General features: G+C 62.1%; 14 protein-coding genes and 1 tRNA gene. 8 read left to right on the top strand and 7 right to left on the bottom strand.

All coding sequences use genetic code 11. The annotated features are described in order from the left end of the window. The first annotated feature begins 234 nt into the window (after positions 1 to 234). Genes QX041_RS04160 through QX041_RS04150 form a run of 3 tightly spaced genes read left to right on the top strand, consistent with a single transcriptional unit; the run spans position 235 to position 1089 of the window. On the top strand, positions 235 to 423 hold the full coding sequence (locus tag QX041_RS04160; protein WP_316164543.1) for a hypothetical protein: 189 nt from the start codon (positions 235 to 237) through the stop codon (positions 421 to 423). 5 nt (positions 424 to 428) lie between these two features. Beyond that, a complete protein-coding gene (locus tag QX041_RS04155; protein WP_316164542.1) occupies positions 429 to 827 on the top strand; it encodes a hypothetical protein in 399 nt (132 codons plus the stop codon). A gap of 1 nt (position 828) precedes the next feature. Next, positions 829 to 1089: a hypothetical protein gene (locus tag QX041_RS04150; RefSeq protein WP_316164541.1), complete on the top strand. Its 261-nt coding sequence runs from the start codon at positions 829 to 831 to the stop codon at positions 1087 to 1089. Between the two features lie 392 nt (positions 1090 to 1481). On the opposite strand, the gene QX041_RS04145 is transcribed toward QX041_RS04150, so the two are convergent. Then, on the bottom strand, positions 1482 to 2195 hold the full coding sequence (locus tag QX041_RS04145; protein ID WP_316164540.1) for a recombinase family protein: 714 nt from the start codon (positions 2193 to 2195) through the stop codon (positions 1482 to 1484). A 747-nt stretch (positions 2196 to 2942) separates the two neighbouring features. On the opposite strand from QX041_RS04145, the gene QX041_RS04140 reads away from it, so the two are divergent. Then, positions 2943 to 6350: a phage tail tape measure protein gene (locus QX041_RS04140; RefSeq protein ID WP_316164539.1), complete on the top strand. Its 3408-nt coding sequence runs from the start codon at positions 2943 to 2945 to the stop codon at positions 6348 to 6350. A gap of 165 nt (positions 6351 to 6515) precedes the next feature. Continuing rightward, positions 6516 to 7970, top strand: a complete 1455-nt coding sequence (locus QX041_RS04135) for a site-specific integrase (protein ID WP_316164538.1) — start codon at positions 6516 to 6518, stop codon at positions 7968 to 7970. Here QX041_RS04135 and QX041_RS04130 read toward each other — a convergent pair. After that, positions 7912 to 9633: a phage integrase N-terminal SAM-like domain-containing protein gene (locus QX041_RS04130; RefSeq protein ID WP_316164537.1), complete on the bottom strand. Its 1722-nt coding sequence runs from the start codon at positions 9631 to 9633 to the stop codon at positions 7912 to 7914. The two genes, QX041_RS04135 and QX041_RS04130, sit on opposite strands and share 59 nt — an antisense overlap. Positions 9634 to 9708: 75 nt before the next feature. Continuing rightward, positions 9709 to 9784: transfer RNA gene (locus QX041_RS04125), tRNA-Trp, on the bottom strand. Positions 9785 to 9934: 150 nt separating this feature from the next. Here QX041_RS04125 and QX041_RS04120 point away from each other — a divergent pair. Beyond that, positions 9935 to 11170 (top strand): serine hydrolase domain-containing protein, encoded by a 1236-nt coding sequence (locus QX041_RS04120; protein WP_315714581.1) that lies wholly within the window; start codon positions 9935 to 9937, stop codon positions 11168 to 11170. An 87-nt stretch (positions 11171 to 11257) separates the two neighbouring features. Here the strand turns inward: QX041_RS04120 and QX041_RS04115 are convergent, their stop codons facing one another. Both QX041_RS04115 and QX041_RS04110 read right to left on the bottom strand, forming a co-directional pair. Next, positions 11258 to 12025: an SDR family oxidoreductase gene (locus tag QX041_RS04115; protein ID WP_315714582.1), complete on the bottom strand. Its 768-nt coding sequence runs from the start codon at positions 12023 to 12025 to the stop codon at positions 11258 to 11260. Positions 12026 to 12199: 174 nt separating this feature from the next. Continuing rightward, positions 12200 to 12907, bottom strand: coding sequence for a histidine phosphatase family protein (locus tag QX041_RS04110; RefSeq protein ID WP_315714583.1), 708 nt, complete (start codon positions 12905 to 12907; stop codon positions 12200 to 12202). Between the two features lie 147 nt (positions 12908 to 13054). Here QX041_RS04110 and QX041_RS04105 point away from each other — a divergent pair, with 147 nt between their 5' ends. After that, entirely contained in the window at positions 13055 to 13840 is a 786-nt protein-coding gene (locus QX041_RS04105; protein ID WP_315714584.1) for an SDR family oxidoreductase, read from the top strand. A 958-nt stretch (positions 13841 to 14798) separates the two neighbouring features. Here QX041_RS04105 and QX041_RS04100 read toward each other — a convergent pair. Then, positions 14799 to 15755, bottom strand: a complete 957-nt coding sequence (locus QX041_RS04100) for an aminoglycoside phosphotransferase family protein (protein ID WP_315714585.1) — start codon at positions 15753 to 15755, stop codon at positions 14799 to 14801. A gap of 302 nt (positions 15756 to 16057) precedes the next feature. Here QX041_RS04100 and QX041_RS04095 point away from each other — a divergent pair, with 302 nt between their 5' ends. Further along, positions 16058 to 16339 (top strand): hypothetical protein, encoded by a 282-nt coding sequence (locus QX041_RS04095; protein WP_315714586.1) that lies wholly within the window; start codon positions 16058 to 16060, stop codon positions 16337 to 16339. Between the two features lie 116 nt (positions 16340 to 16455). Here QX041_RS04095 and QX041_RS04090 read toward each other — a convergent pair whose 3' ends face one another. Further along, complete coding sequence (locus tag QX041_RS04090) at positions 16456 to 17514, bottom strand: phosphotransferase family protein (protein WP_315714587.1); 1059 nt, start codon at positions 17512 to 17514, stop codon at positions 16456 to 16458. Positions 17515 to 17656: the final 142 nt, after the last annotated feature.

Genomic DNA, 17656 nt, shown 5'->3' with positions numbered 1-17656 from the left:
TGCATTTTAGAATCCTGGATTTGACGCGAGGCGTATATTCGTGCATAATGAAACTAAGTCGCCAAAAGGCTGCCAGATGTGAAAGCGCTGGCAGCCTTTCGCATATCTGGCCATGGCGCGGCCGTTTCGCCGGCCGTCCCTCCTCCTCAGCATCTCACGCCGATACGTATTCGCGGGACCTCCATTCCGCGTGAGGTCTCTTCACGTCCATCCCGCTCTACCATAGGAAAGAAAATGTCTAACTCCGAAGTCCGCTTCGAGGACAACCGCCACATTGGCGTTATCGTCCCCAAGCCGCTCGTCGACGCGATCGACCAGCATGCTCGTAAAGAACTCATCAGCCGCTCAACTTGGGTCCGCCGCACCATCTTGCATGCGCTGTCGGCTCAGGAACAAGCGGCTACATCCAAGGTCCCGGCATGACTGGCATGTCACATGGTCTGGAATCGCTGGTAGTCGATGCAGCAAGAAAACAGGGATTTAAGCCCACCGCAGACGCGGTCCGACAGGCAGTTGTTGATTTGGCAGGGGCCGTCTTAAGCGACGAGGGCTTGATAATACTTCCAGGTAAAGGCGCCCTCTCCCCGGCTCACTACGCCGCTGCACTACGGGCAGCGATGCCGGCAGCATTCCGCCCCCTCGATACAGACAGGCCCGATGTTCCACCAGCCGGCAATCTGACCATGCAGATGCGGGCCGCCGTGGCCGCGTCGCGCAAGCAGGCGTTGCCGGCCGACTGGAACGCGGTCCGCGAGCGCTATGCAGCCGGCACCGTCACCCGGGCTCACATGGATGCAGTTGCGACAACCCGTCGCCAAGGAAAATGAAATGACGAATTACACATTCCGCCGCCCACGGTCGGTTCGTGCCGCCGCCGACCTGATCGAAAGCGTCCCGTCCGATGTTCGGGCAGAGCGTGCCAGAGCTATCCAGGACTTTGAACGGCGTCGTGCTCTTGAGGCGGCCCGACAGGAGGTTGAGGCCGCTCGCGTGGCGCTGAACCGGGTCCGGGACGCCGCCGCAGAGGAAGCCGCGCTGGACGCAGCACTGACGAAGCTGGCAGAGATCGAAGCGGAGGCGGATGCCTGACGCGCAAGCTGAGCTGACGGGGGCCTCCGGAGACCGTCGTTCGCTGGAGGCGTAGGTGATTGATGAGACACGCGACTCTCCAGCGCGGTGGCTCTCGTCGCCTGCGCCTCCGCCCCCTCTGCCCGATGACACCGGAGGAAAGATGAAACCGATTGCGGCAATGCTCTCCCTCGCCATGCTGATAGACCGGCAATGGCGGGGCCGTATCCGGACCCGACTCACGATGGTCGGAACCGCATCCCGCGAACTGGCAGCTGCCCTACGGGATATGTAGGTCCAGGTGTCTTCTGCGAGGCGCTGCACCGTGACACGCCTCGCGCCTATCCGAAGATCAAGAGCGCGGCCTGCCCGTCTGGTACTTTTACCAGCGGCGATCACTGCAAGGCTTTCCGCTAAGCAGCCTGCTCAATGCGCTGCAATAGGTTGCGGACAGACGATGCATGCCAGCGGCCACCACGCGGCGTCACCATCTCGCGGTTGTTCAATTCACTGGCGATTGCTGCCAGCGTAACCGAACCGCCAGCGCGGATATCCTGAACAACTTCCGCCAGATCGCTGGCGTGCTTGTCCGCTTCAGCTTTCACCTTGGTAATGGCAGCCTCATTGCCCTTTCCGGCGCGCCTCAAGGCCGCTGCGCCATTCGGGTTACCAAGCCGCTTAATCTGCGCATGACCACGTTGGCCAGTCTCCGCAATGCGCTTGCGAGCCATTTGGAGCGCGTCTTTGGTCCGCTTTGAAGTTGCGTCGCGCTCCTGTTGTGCAACTATCGCCAGAACGCCAATAGTCAGATCGTTGGCGTCCGGCATGTCGCAGCAAACGAACTTCGCGCCGCTATCCCGCAGGGTCATGGTGAACGAAGCGGACCGGGATAGCCGATCAAGCTTAGCGATCACCAGCGTTGCACCTGTGATCTTGGCATGATGCAAGGCGGCTTTGAGTTGCGGTCTATCGTTGGCCTTTCCGCTCTCAACCTCTCTGTATTCCCCAATGATCCTAGCGCCGCTCGTTCGGGCAAATTCCTGGATAGCTGCCTTCTGCGCCTCAAGGCCGAGTCCGCTGCGGCCCTGCTTCGCTGTTGAAACGCGGACGTAAGTAACGATTCTCATTACCACTGCTCCAAATACAAAACCGACTAACGACCGTTAGTCCGTTTTGTATTTTAAGCGGGGAGGCGAGCGCAACAGGAATCTTGCCTCCCGGATGAGATTCTTCCTGCCTTGGCTTGCGGGGCGCTCGCGATGGTTCCGGCTGTCGTGCTCTCCGTCACTCAGGCTGCCGCCCCTGGCGTATGGGCGAGGCTCCTAGCTGCATTCGGTGCCCACCGGCTGCACCACACCGCCCGCTGCATCGCCAGTGGTCTTGCTTGCATTATCTGGTGGGGGCCACGCCACCGGCTGCATCGCGTCGTGATTCCGGTTGCTCGCGTCGGTGCATGCTGTCCGCGATCGGTATGCGCGATCTCAGCATGGTGGCTTGCCTCTCCGCCTAGGTGCGGTGTTTGTCGCTGACGCACCTCCGCCACCATCTGCGTTCGTACCCACCAGGCTTCGCATGATACGTTGGTCGCATGATGCGATCCGCCGCCTTGGTCACCAAGGCCATGCCTGCTCAGGTGTCCAAACGGTTTCCCAGCACTGGAAACGGCGGGGCGGAGTCGAAACTTTTATGACGACATGCCGCCGGCATTGAGAAGCCAGCGCCGACTAGCCGCCGACAAAAGGACCTTGTTTCCGACCCACGGCCGAACTCAAAGTACCCCCCTTTGATAGATCGCGTCTTTGATAGCGCATCCTAAAAGGTCATTTTTCGCGTCCTATCACTTGGACGTGTCAACACCAAGCAAGAAAAACACGATGGCAGAAAACCTCGATATCCACGCCCGACTGACCGCCGTCAATGAGATGTCGCCGGTCCTCAAACGAGTGATCGCGGACTTTAAGCAGTTCGAAAACATCACTAAGCGGATCAACAATCAGCTATCTGGCGTGGGACGCGCCGGCCTGTCTTCAATGGACGGCTTTAACCGGGCAGCGCAGGCAGCCGCGCAACAGATGCGAGGTCTTGCGAACACCGGAAAGTCTGCCGCCCGCTCCATGTCTGACGACTGGCGCAAGGCGGCCGATCAGCGTGTCAGCGATACTCGCCGCATGTTTCAGTCACTTGAGCGGATGGAAGCCGGCTATCTGCGTCAAGTCGAGCGTCGCGTTGCTGCAGAGCGCAGAGCCGAACGATCGGCCGGACATGGCGGCGGTGGTCGATTTGGATATGGTGGTGTTGGCCGCATTCCCGGACCGACTGCCCGCCAACTCGCGATCGGTGGCGTAGCCACGGCCGGCGGCATCGGAGCGGCCCTAAAGCGCCGCATGCAATCCGATCTGAGTGAGGTGAAGGCCTCCATTTTCGGTGACCTTAGCCGCGATGAAATCAAGAACGAGCGGAGGGACTGGATCGATAAGTCCTCTATCAAGTTCGGCGAGTCCGCCAGCAAGATCATCGACAGCTTCACCGAGTCGCTGAAGGCGGGATTCGGCAGGGGCGCTGCTCGCCAGATCACGCAGGGTGCTCTAGAGGCGACGTCTGCGCTTGAGTTGGACGTCAACCAACTGATCAAGCTCAGCGGTAAGGTGGCCACCATTTTCGGCGGAGATGTCAGGAACGTGGACCCGAAGCGCGTGCTTGCCATGATGAACGCGATCGGCGTAGCAGCCGCAGAAACAGCCGCCGATCCTGATGAAATTGTCCAGGGCTTCAAAAAAGGCAACGCGGCCCTTTCGATGAGCAAGCTCAACGAACGTGATCTTGCAACCCTCTTGTCGGTCGCCATTTCCAGCGGCGTGCAACCTGGCAAAGCCGGCAACGCGATCAGTAACCTGATTTCAACGTTGGTCGGTGGCAGCAGCGCGAGAGGTCAGAAGGCGAAGGATCTGGATCAGGCAGCGAGACTGCTAGGGCTTGGCAGCAAGTCTGCAATGTCGAGACGCGCGGCCGATGACCCCATGAATCTTCTGATCGACATGTTCAACCGCATGAAGTCGCTTTCCGACCAGAAGAGAACCCATGTTGCTCGGCTGCTTGGAGGCGAGTCTTGGGACGACGAAATCTTGCAGATCGGGAACGCCGTCGATCAGATCATCTCAACCCGGAAAGCCGTTGAACAAAAGACAGACAAGATCGCTGAAGCGTCGAAGCTCAAAACCAACTCGCTCCAAGGTCGGTGGAGCAGCATCGTTCAGGGTTTCGCGCTGGCATTCGAGCATGTCGGCGGCGGATTCACTGATGCGTTCGAAGAAATCAGCGATTGGTTCCGCGACGTCAGCAACGCATTCGACTACAGCCGAATGACCGAGAACGTCCGCAACTTCGTTGCTGGCATCCGTACCGGATTCGGATACGGCTCTTGGAGACGACTTCTTGATGATGCTTTCGGTGGCGCGTCCGCAGGGGATGCCAAGAAGTACGGCGAGATAGGCCAGGGTATTGCCGAAGGGATCAAGGCCGTCTGGTCCACCATCGATGACGTGTTTACCAGTGTCGCGAAGATTGCGGGCGTCAAGGTCGGTGACACCAAGGCAGTAGCGAAGTTCGCGACTGAACTGCTCGGCTTCACGCTGGTGCTTCGCTTCCTCGCACCGCTGGCCACGGTGCTTGGAGCCGTCACCGCGTTCCTATGGCGCATCGGCAAGTGGGTCGAATGGGTCGCTGGTTTGATCCCCGGTAAGGAAGTCGTCAAGAAGGCAGCCCCAAAGGTGGCCGGCCGTGCAGCTGCTCCATTGGCCGGCTGGCTTGGCATGCTGCTCTATGGGGATGGCAGGCCGGACAACAGCCCTGAAGATTTCAAAGCGCTGCAGGAGGAGTTCAAACGGGAGCGAGAGAAGCGCCTCAGGAAAGAACAGGGCAAGGACAAGAACGGTACACCGACTGAGTTTTCCGGTCGACGCAGAACGTCCTCTGCCGTCGATGAGTTGAAGGATCAGCTTGCAAAGTATGGTGCCATCGTCGAGCGTTCTTCGTTCCTCTCTGGTAGTTCGGGTGTATCGACCGTTCCAATCCAGCCGGCACTTGGTGGCGCCAGTCCGACTGCTCTGTTTAAGAGCACGCCCGGCAACATCCTGCCGAATTTTGGTATTGGGTCTGACGGCATAATCCGCCGTGATCGAGTGCCTTCGTTCTCCGGAACGGGTGGCAGCATGGCAAACGGCCTAAACAGGTCGGCATTCGCCCGGGTGTTCGCTGGCACTGCGATGGCAGACAAGTACGATCAGGTCGTATCCGCAGCGAAGGCGAACGGCATCAGTCCTGCGCTTTTGGCGGGCATAATGGCCCATGAGACTGGTCAGGGTAAGAACCTGAACTGGAACAACCCCGGTGGTCTCATGACGTCGTCCGGCAAGATGCGGTTTGGTAGCCTCGATACCGGTATTGAGAAGACGGCTTCGGTTGTCGCCAAAAACTGGTCCAGGGCTCGTGGCGATCTCGGTCGTATGGGCCACATCTACGCGCCGATTGGAGCCGCGAACGATCCGAATGGACTGAATAAGCATTGGGTCGGCGGTGTCGGCAAATTCATGAGCCAGATGGCTGAAGGCCAGTCTGGTAGCTCCAACATCACGCCCGGCGCTTCGGCCGGCCTGGCTGAGAAGCTCGGGATTAAGGGTGCAGCCAACTTCATGCACGGTCAGTATGGCGGTATTGGCGAAAACCAAGTCTCAATCGCCACTGCCACCGGCAAGAGGTTCACAGTCAACGCCGCTGCGGCGGAGTCCTTCAAAGGATTTGTCGATGAACTCGAAGCCTCGGGCTACAAGATCAAGTCGCTAGGAGGATACAGCCCGCGCAAGAAGAAGGGCGCATCCGGTTGGTCTCAGCATGCCTACGGCAACGCGATCGATATCAACCCGGCGGCTAACCCGCAGTACGGCGGCACCGACATGCCGGCCAACGTCCGCGACATGGCTGCCAAGCACGGCTTGTCGTGGGGAGGCGACTGGTCGCGACGCTACCGTGATCCCATGCACTTCGAATGGACAGGAAAAAAGCCTTGGTTGGACAAGATTCCGATACCGGCCGACACGGTGAAGAACGTACCTCCAGCAACGACGTCTGGAGTCGGTGCAGGGGATGCGCGCTCGGTGCCCGGAAATGTCGCGATTCATATTAACGGTGGTTCGCATGATCCGGAAGCTCTGGCGACCCTGGTACAGCGACGCATCGATGAGTCGATGAACTGGCGTGCTCACGACAGTGAGACTGAATACACCTGAAGGCAGTGGCTTTCGCACTCGCAATAGGCGACTGCGTTACGTGATCCACGATAATGCAAATTGATATGCAAATGGGGATTCACGACAATCGGGTGGTCGGCCGGCTGGTCTGCCGAACGTCCCGTTGGGCAGACCATGAGCGGCAGCAATTCATAGGCGCTCGAAATGACAAAGAAGCCGGCCCAGATTGAAGCGAACGAGCTGCGTAACGTCGATTCGACGACTCCGCTGAGGCTGGATGTCGCTGCAGGCCTAGCTTTTCCAGACGGCTCCATGACGCTCTCTGGCCTGCGCTGCGAGATAACCCGCGGGCGCCTTGGCTATGAACTGATCGCGGGAAAATACTACACAACACTGGGAGACATCGAGAATATGCGGCGACTCTGCCGTAGACAGACGGCAGGGCCGAATTCACCTGGAAATCAAGGTATAAAGCCCATCGGCTCTCCTGGCGGATCGGTCTCTCCTTTTGAGAGGGCGCACGGAGCAAGATCAAGGGCATCGTTGCGGGCAAAGATTAGACAATATCTGTGTAACGAAGTGGGCAGCTCAGCCACTTTGCCGACTGTTCACCTGAACGGAGAGCGGCGCTCCAGGGATATCGATCAGATTCCAATTGCTGACGTGCTGGCCGTCTACCTGGAGGATCAGTTCGATCCGAAATGTTCTCAGACCGTGCTGACCATAAAGATGCGCGCTCTGATACAACACGTCAGCCGTCTCAATGACTATTGGGGCGATTTAACCCTGGCTGGAATCAACACACCGGCCGCAAAGGCTTATGTCAAACACCGGATCTATAAAGGCGGCGGAGAAGGTGGCGCTCGCCGCGACCTTGAGGTCATGCGGGCCGCCATCAATCATCATTCGAGAGAAAATCTCCACTACGGTAACGTCAGTTTATGGCTTCCCGATCGCGGTGAACCACGAGACCGATGGCTGACCCGCTCCGAGGTGGCTCGCATGATCTGGGCGGCGTATCGGTATCGCGAGGTTCAAACCATTCATGTCGGCCGTAGGAACGGACAGAAGGTCGTGACCGAGCGGCGGCCCCTCCGTCACGTCGCTCGTTTTCTCCTCCTCGGCTGCTATACCGGCAGCCGTGCGGGCACAATCGCCTCAGCTTCTCATCGACAAGTCCCGGGACACTCGTTCGTGGATTTGGAGCGCGGCATTCTCTATCGAAAGGCGATCGGGAAAAAGGCGACCAAGAAGCGTCAAACCACGGCTCCCATACCGCCACGCCTGCTGGCGCATCTTCGACGATGGGTGCGCGCGGGTATTGCAAGCGAGCGCTTCGTCGAATTCAACGGACGTCCCGTCGCTTCGATCAAGAAGGCTTTCCGAAAGGTCGTTGAGCTGGCGAGGATCGATACATCAATCGGTTCCGTCGTGCCACATACATTGCGTCACACCGCAGCGACCTGGTTGATGCAAAACGGGACCAGCATCTGGGACGCAGCTGGCTATCTGGGAATGACTGCAGAGGTGCTGGAGCGCGTCTACGGCCATCACCATCCCGATTATCAAGCGAGCGCGGCAGAACGAATTGCACGCAGACCTACGACATCGGTCCGGCAAGAACCGCGTGCCGATGTGCCTCGTCCGAAACCGCCTTGACCTGGTAACGCGGAATGGTCGCGATCGCGTCTGCCTTGGCCTTCAGGCTGACCTCACCATATCCACTTCCGGCGTTGTTCGAGTCCTCTTCCGACCAGCCTTGGATCACATCCGCAACACGTTGCTCAATGCGGAGATCGCGGAATTGCGTTTTTAGCCGATGGCGCCAAGCATGATTCGGCTGCACGTCCCGATCCGGGACAATAGCGCGAACCCAGTCCCGCAAGCGGTTGACAAGACTTTCTGCGCCGACCGGCTTTCCATCTCCGCGCGTCTTGTCCGCGAACAGAGGACCCTCGCGGCGCCCTTTAACAAAATCGAGGAATCCCTGGTCGATCAGGTGCTGGTGGACCGGCACGACGCGAACTTGATCCGTCTTTACCGTCCCTGCCTCTGGAGTAATCCGTAGGCACCACGTTTCAGCCTCTTGAAAGACGTCTTGCTTTCGAAGCTGTGCCAACTCGCCGATGCGAGCACCTGTGTAAGCGCAGAGCCATGGTAGCCAGCGCTTGGCGGCAACAGAATTTGCGCCTTCATTTCCTTCAGGCAGATAGTTGAACGAGCGGCTAAGGATGTCGACCGCCTCATGATCGGTGAAGCCCGGTGATCGCGAGCGGCGCCGTTTCCCCCGTAGCACAGTGACGCTCTCTGCCGGATTGGAGGTCAACTTGCGATTCGAGACACCCCACCGAAAAAGGCTCTTGAGTCCGGCGAGGTCTTTATCCCTCACCGTCTTCGGACTCACTTCTGCGAGACGGTGTGTCTTGAACCGCAGAATGTCGTGCTCGCTGATCCTGCGGGCGTCGTCGTGTTTCAAAAACGTCGCGAGCGTCTCGACGGTCCCAGAATAGGCTTCATAGGTGGATTGCTTGCGCCCCACCGCTGCGGCTTCTGTCCACCACCCTTGCAGCAACGATTGCAGGGTCACAGAGCCTCCCTTCTCCTCGAATACAGGAAACCGTTCGGCCTTCGGGTCGCGCGCATAATCGCCCTGCGCAGCCCGTTTCAGGCGCCAGCCGGCGTCGAGGGAAGCAGAGGCAACCTGGATCATGAACTTCCGCCGGGTTTCCTGATCCAGTTCGAGGCCGCGTTGCGCGAGCACCCAATCGGCGAGCATGCCGAAGCGTGCCTCGAGCGCCCCGTCCGGTTCGCCAGGAGGCAGAGCATTCACGCCGGCGGTGAGATCATGGCCGAAGGTGGCCGCAGCCAGGTCGACCTCACCGTCATCGATGCGACCGGGTGTGACGCCCGACACCTGGAGTCGGCCCTCCATAGCGGCCCGATGGAAGGCCTTGTGAGCCGCCCACTGAAATGAGGTTCCCGGGTCCCGCTCGAAAATCTCGATGTATAGCCTATAGACATCGCCAGACAGAGCAACGAGCTGACGGTGGTCCAGCCGTTGCGGCCCCTGCTCCGCGGCATCGAAGATGTTTTGGAGCGCCTCTCGGGCGGCCCTCTCGCGACGCTGCGTCAGCTTGGGGTCACTCGTCCGGAGCGAGAAGCTGACAACATTGCCAATGGTGGTGGTGACCGTGAGGTCGCCAAGAGGGAGAATGGCGCGACGACCTCGGACGCGATCTAGAACACGTGTTGGCACCCGCATCCGAAACTGGGCTTGGGCAGAATCCTTGCGCTTGGCCACGTAGGTTTTTCTCAGGCTCATGATTGATGTGCACCGGTTTTGTACACCGGTTTATCGATCAAATAGCCCAGAATTTAAGGATTTCAAGCACTTAGCTGGCAGGAGTGGAGAGGCTCGAACTCCCAACCCCCGGTTTTGGAGACCGGTGCTCTACCAATTGAGCTACACTCCTAGCGAGCCGGGACAGTGTCGCCGGCTCGCGCGCTTTGAAGCATAGACCTCCCCCCGAATGCAAGGGTGCAATGGGGCAAATCGACTGGTCAGACCACAACTTCCGCGCCAGACTTGATGCAAACCGACAACAGGACTTCAGGGAGAGCCCATGACCCCGCCGACTGCCGCATCCAGCGCGCACCTTTCCGCGCTCCGCTCGCTGACGCCGCCGCTGCCGGATGACCGCCCCGAGGCGCTGGGCCTGTCCCAGGCTCGGCTGCAGCGAGCTTCGGATGCGTTCAAGCGCGAGGCCGACAAGGGAACCATCCCCGGAGCCACCCTGCTGGTCGGCCGCCGCGGCCGGATCGGCTGGTTCGACGCCATCGGCCGGCAAGCGCCCGACGCCGACACGCCGATGCGGCCGGATTCGATCTTCCGCATCTTCTCGATGACCAAGCCGATCGTCTCGCTCGGGATCATGATGCTGGTCGAGGACGGCGAGCTGTTGCTGTCCGACCCGGTCGCCAAGTTCATCCCGGAATTCGGCGAGCAGAAAGTGGGCGTCGAGACCGGCGGCAAGCTGGAGCTTGTCCCGGTCGCCCAGCCGATGACGGTCCAGGACCTGCTGCGCCACACCTCGGGCTTGGCGTATGAGCACACCGGCACCGGGCCGGTGCACCAACTCTACCAGCAATCGCGAGTGCGCAGCCGCAAGATCACCAACGCCGAGCACGCGACGATCGTCGCCGGCCTGCCACTGATCTGCCAGCCGGGCGCCGAGTTCAACTACAGCCGCTCGACCGACATCCTCGGGCGCATCATCGAGGTCGTCTCGGGCCAGACGCTCGGCCCCTTCCTTTCCGAGCGCATCCTCGAGCCGCTCGGCATGAAGGAGACCGGCTTCTCCACCGCCGAGGCGAATGCTGGCCGGCTGGCCGAGCCGTTCGCCAAGGACCCGTGGACCGGCGAGGCGGTCAATCTGTTCAAGATGACCGAGCAGCCGCTGATGGAATCCGGCGGCGGCGGGCTGGTGGCGACCACGATGGACTACGCCCGGTTCTGCGCGATGCTGCTCGGCAAGGGCAGCCTCGACGGCACCCGGCTGGTCGGCCGCAAGACGCTGGAGCTGATGGCGTCGGACCACCTCGGTCCCCATGTGAAGACGCAGGGCACGCTGCTGTCGCCCGGTCACGGCTTCGGCCTCGGCTTTGCGGTGCGCCGCGAGGCTGGCATCGCCCCCTTCCCCGGCTCGCCCGGCACCTTCTTCTGGAGCGGCATCGCCGGCACGTTCTTCTGGATCGATCCGAAGGAGGAGCTGTTCTGCGTGTTCATGGCGCAGGCCCCCGGACAACGCGACTATCTGCGCACGCTGGTGCGCGACGTGGTGTACGCGGCGGTGGAATGAGGGCGGCGCGCAGCAAATGCTGTCGTCCCGGCGGACGACAGTTGAGAGTGTGGCGGCATCATCGCGCACCACACCCGTGTGTCCCCCTCAACTGATCGTCGCGCCGCCGTCGATCACCATGGTCTGGCCGGTCATGAAGTTGCCCGCGGCGGAGCCCAGGAAGACCGCAGCACCCGCGATCTCGTCGGGGATGCCGATGCGGAGCAGCGGCGAGCGCGCGGTCGAGGCCTTGAGGTTCTCCGGATTGTCCCACAGCGCTTTGGCGAAATCGGTCTTGATCAGGCCGGGCGCGATGCAGTTCACGCGCACATTGTGCGGGCCGTATTCGCAGGCGAGGTTGCGCGCGAGCTGCATGTCGGCAGCCTTGGAGATCGCGTAGGCACCGAGGATGGTCGAGCCCTTCAGACCGCCGATCGACGACACGATGATGATCGAGCCGTCCTTGCGCGCGATCATCTGCGGCACGACCATGCTGATCAGCCAGTTGTTGGCGACGATGTTATTGTCGAGGATCTTGCGGAACTGATCGTCGGAGATGCCGGCGAGCGGCCCGTAGTAAGGATTCGACGCCGCGTTGCAGACCAGCACGTCGATCTTGCCGTAGATGCGGTTGGCCTCGTCGACGAGGTTCTGCAGGTTCTCCTTGCTGGAGATGTTGGCGGCGACTGCCGCCGCCGTGCCTGCACCGAAGCGGTCATTGATCTCGCGCGCCACCTGGTCGCAGACATCGGCCTTGCGCGAGGAGATCACCACCTTGGCGCCGTGCTCGGCCATGCGTTCGGCAATGGCGAGCCCGATGCCACGCGTGGATCCGGTGATGACGGCGACCTTGCCGGTCATGTCGAACAGGGTCATGGGGAGTTCCTCCTACTTATTTAGCTGTTGTCGGTTTCGAAATTGGCACGGCGACGTCCACGAGACTTTTCCGCGGTGCCAGTGACTGCGCCCTCTCCCACAAGGGAAGAGGGTGCACTGCCCGTGTGGCGGGCGAGATTTTTGAATGACGCGCATAGCAACTCACTACTCGTTTCACGCCAGCTTGCTCGTCGTCACCTCCGGCCCGGCCGGCTGGTGCATCGCGCGGTGCGCGACGTCCGCGATCCAGGGCTGCTGATTGACCATCGGCAGCCGCCAAGTACTCGTCTCGCCGGCCACGATGTGGTCGAGCCGGGTCACCGAGCAATTGTCGATGTCGAAGGCGAGCCCCTTCTCGACCAGGCCGCCGAGCGCCAGGCCAACAGCCGCCTTGATGGTGCCGCCATGGCCGACGGCGACGACGTCGCGGCCGGCTTCCGAAACCGTGATGCGCGCAATCGCCGCTGTCACGCGGGTGTACAGATCCATGTAGCTCTCGCCGCCCGGCGCCGGCTCATCGATGTCGGCGAACCAGTGGCTGCCCGCGGGACGGCTGGCCAGGAACGCGGCGCGGTTCATGCCCTGCCATTGCCCGAGATGCTGCTCGGCAAAAGCGGCCTCCCTGATCATTGCTGCGGGACGCGGGAATCCGGCGGCCCAGATCGCCTCCGCCGTCTGATGCGTGCGCATCAGATTGCTCGCATACCACACCGCGCTGCGCGGCAGGATTTTCGCGACCGCCTCGAACACCTCGCGATCGGAGGTATCGCAGGCGATGTCCGACTGGCCGTAGATGTTGCCGCCGTCGCTGCGCACCGGCGCGTGACGCACCCACCACCAGCGCGTGGTGACGACAGAAGGTTTCGTTCCATCAGCCGACATCGCTCAGACCCTTCCCTCCGCTCGTCTCCCGCTGTACGTGAAGGCCCAGATCGTCTCAAGCCGCTTGGCGATCTCAGCACGTTTGAAACGGCGTTTGAATTCCGTTGCGCGGCACGCAACTGATCACAATTGAAGCAGGGAGGAAACATGGGCCGCCTCGAAGGCAAATCCGTCATCATCACCGGCGCCGGCAGCGGCATCGGCCGCGCTGCATCGCTGATGTTCACCAGGGAAGGCGCGCGGCTGATCGCCGTCGATCGCAGCGAAGGCGTCAAGGAGACGGTCGAACTCGTCAAGCAGCAGGGCGGCATCGCGGAGGCCGTGATGGCCGACGCCGGCTCCGAGGCCGACGTCAGCGGCTTCATCGATCGCGCCGTTGCGACCTATGGCAAGCTCGACGTCATCTGGGCCAATGCCGGCATCTCCGGCGGCTTGATCCCGATCGCCGAGCAGACCGTCGAGCACTGGCAGGAGATCCTGCGCATCAACCTGATCGGCCCGTTCCTCGCGGTGAAATACGCGATGCCGCACATGGTACGGCAGCAGCGCGGCGCCATCGTCTGCACGGCCTCCGTTGCGGGCCTGAAGTCGGGCGCCTCGGGCCATCCCTATGCCGCGAGCAAGGCCGGCGTCATCAGCCTGGTGCAGACCACCGCCTACTCGCTGTCCGGCACCGGCGTTCGCATCAACGCGGTCTGTCCCGGCCTGATCGAGACCGGCATGACCAAGCCGATCTTCGACGGCGCCAAGGAGCGCGGCACCGAAGGCAAGATCGGCCAGCTCAATCCGCTGAAGCGTGCCGGCCAGCCGCACGAGATCGCCGCAATGGGCCTGTTCCTCGCCAGCGACGAGGCCTCCTACGTCAACGGCCAGGCCTTCCCGGTGGATGGCGGCCTGACCGCGTCGATGCCGTATGCAGGCAAGCCGATCTAGCGCTGTCGCCTTTTGGCGGCGCGCCGACATGGCCGCTCCTCTCTCATCCGTCATGGCCGGGCCTGTCCCGGCCATCCACGTCGATCGGCATGCACGCAGCGACGTGGATGCCCGGGCCTTCGCCGCGCCGAAGCGGCTTCGGCCGCGCAGGCGGGACAAGCCCGGGCATGACGAGCTTGGGACGACGGCCCTCGCGTCAAACAATCACTTCGCTCTCGAACGACAGACATGAGTACGCCCTCCCGCGACGCCTTCGCGCCCGAGTGATCCCGATAGTCACCGCCCCTCAAGCGAAGGGCGCAGGGAAGGCCAGGCGTCGGCTGACGCCTGCGGCCCGCCTGCGAGAAAAAATGCAGGCGGCAGGTACCACAGGTGCAGCCGGACAACGCCCGGCCTTCCCTGCGCGATGGTCTTCACGCTTATACGCAGTCTGCCTGGTGCGCCGGGCTTTCTGGCCACCATTGTCCGCGCGGCGCGCGAGCGCCGTCGCGACGTAGCACCAGCATCGGGGTGCCAGCACGCTGCGACTTCACGTCCGCGCCATGCCGTTCGTCCGCGCATCCCTCCGGACACGCTGCGACATGATCGCGGCCACCGCTCCCCGCCCCGCGTGTCGTGACGATCGCGCGCAACGCCCCTTCGGTGGGACGGGATGAGCGCATCAGATCACAAATTCCGAAAAAGCGAAAGCGAAATCTTTTAGCCTTCCGGACTGGACGAGACCATCACATTGACCGCGCTCGCGAACTTTCTTCATCGGCGACGATGATTGCAGTCATAACCGCAGCCTGCGCGGGGCCGACAACGCCACGCTCACATGCCGATTTGCCCGACGGGCAAGCGTTGGCCGAACGGACCTGGATCATGATGCGTTTCCAAGGAAACGCATCATGATCGGATCTCTTTGTTTGAGCATGATCCTTTCGGAAAACCGGTTTCCACTTTTCCGGATCATGCTCTAGCCGCTCACAAGGCGGTCGAGGTCCTCGATGAGCGGCGCGAGCTTTTCGGCCGCCCCAAACTGCCGATACCAGCACCACAGCTCCAGCGAGAACAGCAGACGATAGATCGCGAGCGTCGGCTCGATCTCCGTTCGGCTCATCGGACCATAGCCGCCCAGAAACGCCTCGCGCTGCTCCGGCGAGAGATAGTAGATCGCCTTGGCGACATCCTTGAGCGGGTCGCCGGCCAGCGCGCCCTCGAAATCGACCACACCGGTGAGCTCGACCCGGCCCCCGGTGACGCGCGCAAGCACGTTCCCGGGATGAAGATCATTGTGACACAGCACCGGCGCGCCGCAGGCGGCGAACAGATCACTCGCGTCGGCCACCTGGCGCGCGATGCGCGCGGCGAGATCAGCCGGCCCGCCGCGGCTGCGGAATTCGCCCAGTTTGCGTTCGAACTGAGAGGTGAGATAGCTACGATTGTCGGCATGGCCCGACATGATGCCGTCGGCGCCGATGTAGCCAAACGCATCCATCGCGATGTCGTGAAAGGCACGCGACAATCGACCGACCTGCTCGAAAGCCTCACGCCGCTCCGGCGCGGACAGCGCTTGTTCGAGAGGACCGAGCGGATCGCCGTCGAGCCGGCTCATGATCACGTAGTCCAGGCCGATCAGCTCGCGCGAGGCGTCCGCCGCGCGCAGCCGCGGCGCCGGCACCGGCAGGCGGTTCCGGACCAGATCGAGCAGGCGCGCCTCCTTGCGCATCTTCCAGCTCATGCTGTCAGGATAGATCTTCAGCACCAGCGACGGCTGGCTGCCTTGCAGAGCCAGCGCATACACGGCACTGATCTCCCCACCATGCAACAGCGACACCGAAGCGACCCGCGCGTCGATCTCCGCGCGCGCAAGCATCGCATCGGCGGTTGCGGGATCGACCTCGAGATCCGGGCGAATGGACACCGGCGACATGGCAGCAAAGCTCCGCTCGCGGGACATTCTTGCGAGATGGCAAGCGACGACAGTGCCTAGCTGCGCGCGCCCGTCGTGGTCAAGCTCCCGGCAGTCAGGTCAATGCGCCGCGCGGACCAACCCGTGTCGATGGAGCGTGGCGGCAAGACCATCGCGTCGCCATGAGCCACGCTCGGGTTCAAGCATGCCCCCCTAATGACCGGCGATCTTTTACGCCCACGTCCTCGAACCCCCTTCTCCGAGCCGCCGTCGAACCTCGCAAGCGGACCATTCCGGCCTCGCCGAAACGAAGGATGGTTAACATGTCGAGACTATCGAAACTCGCGCTGCTCACCCTGATGGCCGCCACGGCGGCTGGCTCGCTGGTGACGAACGCAAGCGCCCGTGAATTCCAGTGGCCGGGCTGTGAGCTCGTCTCCTGGACAGCCTGCGGCACCGAGGTCCAGGTGCAGCAAGCCATGCGCCGTCAGAGCCGCGACACCTCGCCGATCTACATGAAGCAGACCGATCCGCGCTACAGCGGCGCGATGACCACGGCCGGTGGCGGCGGTGGAGGTGGTGGCGGCGGCGGCGGTGGGCGGTGATTGGCCTAGCCGGCGCGCGGAATTCGTAGCCCGGATGGGCGGAAACGACATCCTGGTTCATCGCCGCAGCGCGTGTGACCCCGGATGTCGCTTCGCTCATCCGGGGCTACAGGAGACTACACCGCCCCCGCCTTCTGCGCATAGGACCAGGCCTGCTTGGTCATGGGCACCATGCGCTTGACCGACTCGATCGCCTTGTCGTTGGCGGCGGTGCCGTCGCGGATGCGGCCGATGATGCCCTGCAGGATGCCGGCGAGCCGGAACAGATTGTAGGCGAAGTACCAGTTGAGATCGGGCAGCTCGGTGCCGGTGACCCCACGATAGATCTCCGCCGCCTCTTCCATGGTCGGGATGTTCAGCGCTTTCAGGTCGACGCCGTCGAGGCCCGGCATGATCCACTGCATCAGCAGATAGGTGAAGTCCGCCATGGGATCACCAAGCGTCGACAGCTCCCAGTCGAGCACCGCGATGACGCGCGGCTCGGTCGCGTGGAAGATCATGTTGTCGAGCCGGTAGTCGCCATGCACGATCGAGACGCGCTGCTGCGCCGGCAAGGTGCGCGGCAGCCACTCGATCAGCTTCTCCATTTCCGGCAGATGCTCGGTCTCGGAGGCGCGATATTGCTTGGTCCAGCGGTCGACCTGGCGAGCAAAGTAGTTGCCGGGCTTGCCGAAGTCGGCGAGGCCGATCGCCGCCGGATCATAACTGTGCAGCCTGGCCAAGGTCTCGATCTTGCTGGTGAAGATCGCGCGCCGCTCGGGCGCTGCGACATGCGGCAGGGTCGGATCCCAGAACACCCGGCCCTCCTCCATCGACATGATGTAGAAGGCAGCGCCGATGACGCTGTCGTCGTTGCACAGTGCATAGGCCTTGGCGACCGGAAAGCCCTGCTTGCCGAGCGCGGCGATGACGCGGAATTCGCGATCGACTGCGTGCGCCGACGGCAGCAGCTTGCCGAACGGCTTTCGCCTGAGCACGTAGGAACGCGCCGGCGTGTTCAGACGATAGGTCGGGTTCGACTGGCCGCCCTTGAACTGCAGCACGGTCAGCGGGCCCTGATAGCCTTCGACATGCTCGGCCATCCAGGCCGCGAGCTTGGCCTCGTCGAAACGATGCCGCTCCTCGACCGGCTTGGTGCCGGAGAATTCTTCGTCCTTCTTGACGCCGTCGGCCACGACGAGGCTCCCTTCTCACGTGTTCGTCATTCCGGGGCAGCCCGCAGGGCTGAACCCGGAATCTCTATCTTGGCGGACCCATCTCTGGATTCCGGGTTCGACGCTGCGCGTCGCCCCGGAATGACGCAAGTGGTGAGTCACC

The sequence above is a fragment of the Bradyrhizobium sp. SZCCHNRI2009 genome (assembly GCF_032485115.1).
Taxonomy (GTDB): Bacteria; Pseudomonadota; Alphaproteobacteria; order Rhizobiales; family Xanthobacteraceae; genus Bradyrhizobium.
Note: the sequence above shows the minus strand (reverse complement) of the source record. Positions and strands in the feature narration are given on the sequence as shown.

Coding starts and splice junctions, on each gene's coding strand:
- QX041_RS04110 (WP_315714583.1), bottom strand. CDS start 12,907: ATGTCGGCTGATGGAACGAAACCTTCTGTCGTCACCACGCGCTGGTGG.
- QX041_RS04120 (WP_315714581.1), top strand. CDS start 9,935: ATGACCCCGCCGACTGCCGCATCCAGCGCGCACCTTTCCGCGCTCCGC.
- QX041_RS04115 (WP_315714582.1), bottom strand. CDS start 12,025: ATGACCCTGTTCGACATGACCGGCAAGGTCGCCGTCATCACCGGATCC.
- QX041_RS04100 (WP_315714585.1), bottom strand. CDS start 15,755: ATGTCGCCGGTGTCCATTCGCCCGGATCTCGAGGTCGATCCCGCAACC.
- QX041_RS04105 (WP_315714584.1), top strand. CDS start 13,055: ATGGGCCGCCTCGAAGGCAAATCCGTCATCATCACCGGCGCCGGCAGC.
- QX041_RS04135 (WP_316164538.1), top strand. CDS start 6,516: ATGACAAAGAAGCCGGCCCAGATTGAAGCGAACGAGCTGCGTAACGTC.
- QX041_RS04155 (WP_316164542.1), top strand. CDS start 429: ATGTCACATGGTCTGGAATCGCTGGTAGTCGATGCAGCAAGAAAACAG.
- QX041_RS04145 (WP_316164540.1), bottom strand. CDS start 2,195: ATGAGAATCGTTACTTACGTCCGCGTTTCAACAGCGAAGCAGGGCCGC.
- QX041_RS04160 (WP_316164543.1), top strand. CDS start 235: ATGTCTAACTCCGAAGTCCGCTTCGAGGACAACCGCCACATTGGCGTT.
- QX041_RS04140 (WP_316164539.1), top strand. CDS start 2,943: ATGGCAGAAAACCTCGATATCCACGCCCGACTGACCGCCGTCAATGAG.
- QX041_RS04150 (WP_316164541.1), top strand. CDS start 829: ATGACGAATTACACATTCCGCCGCCCACGGTCGGTTCGTGCCGCCGCC.
- QX041_RS04095 (WP_315714586.1), top strand. CDS start 16,058: ATGTCGAGACTATCGAAACTCGCGCTGCTCACCCTGATGGCCGCCACG.
- QX041_RS04130 (WP_316164537.1), bottom strand. CDS start 9,633: ATGAGCCTGAGAAAAACCTACGTGGCCAAGCGCAAGGATTCTGCCCAA.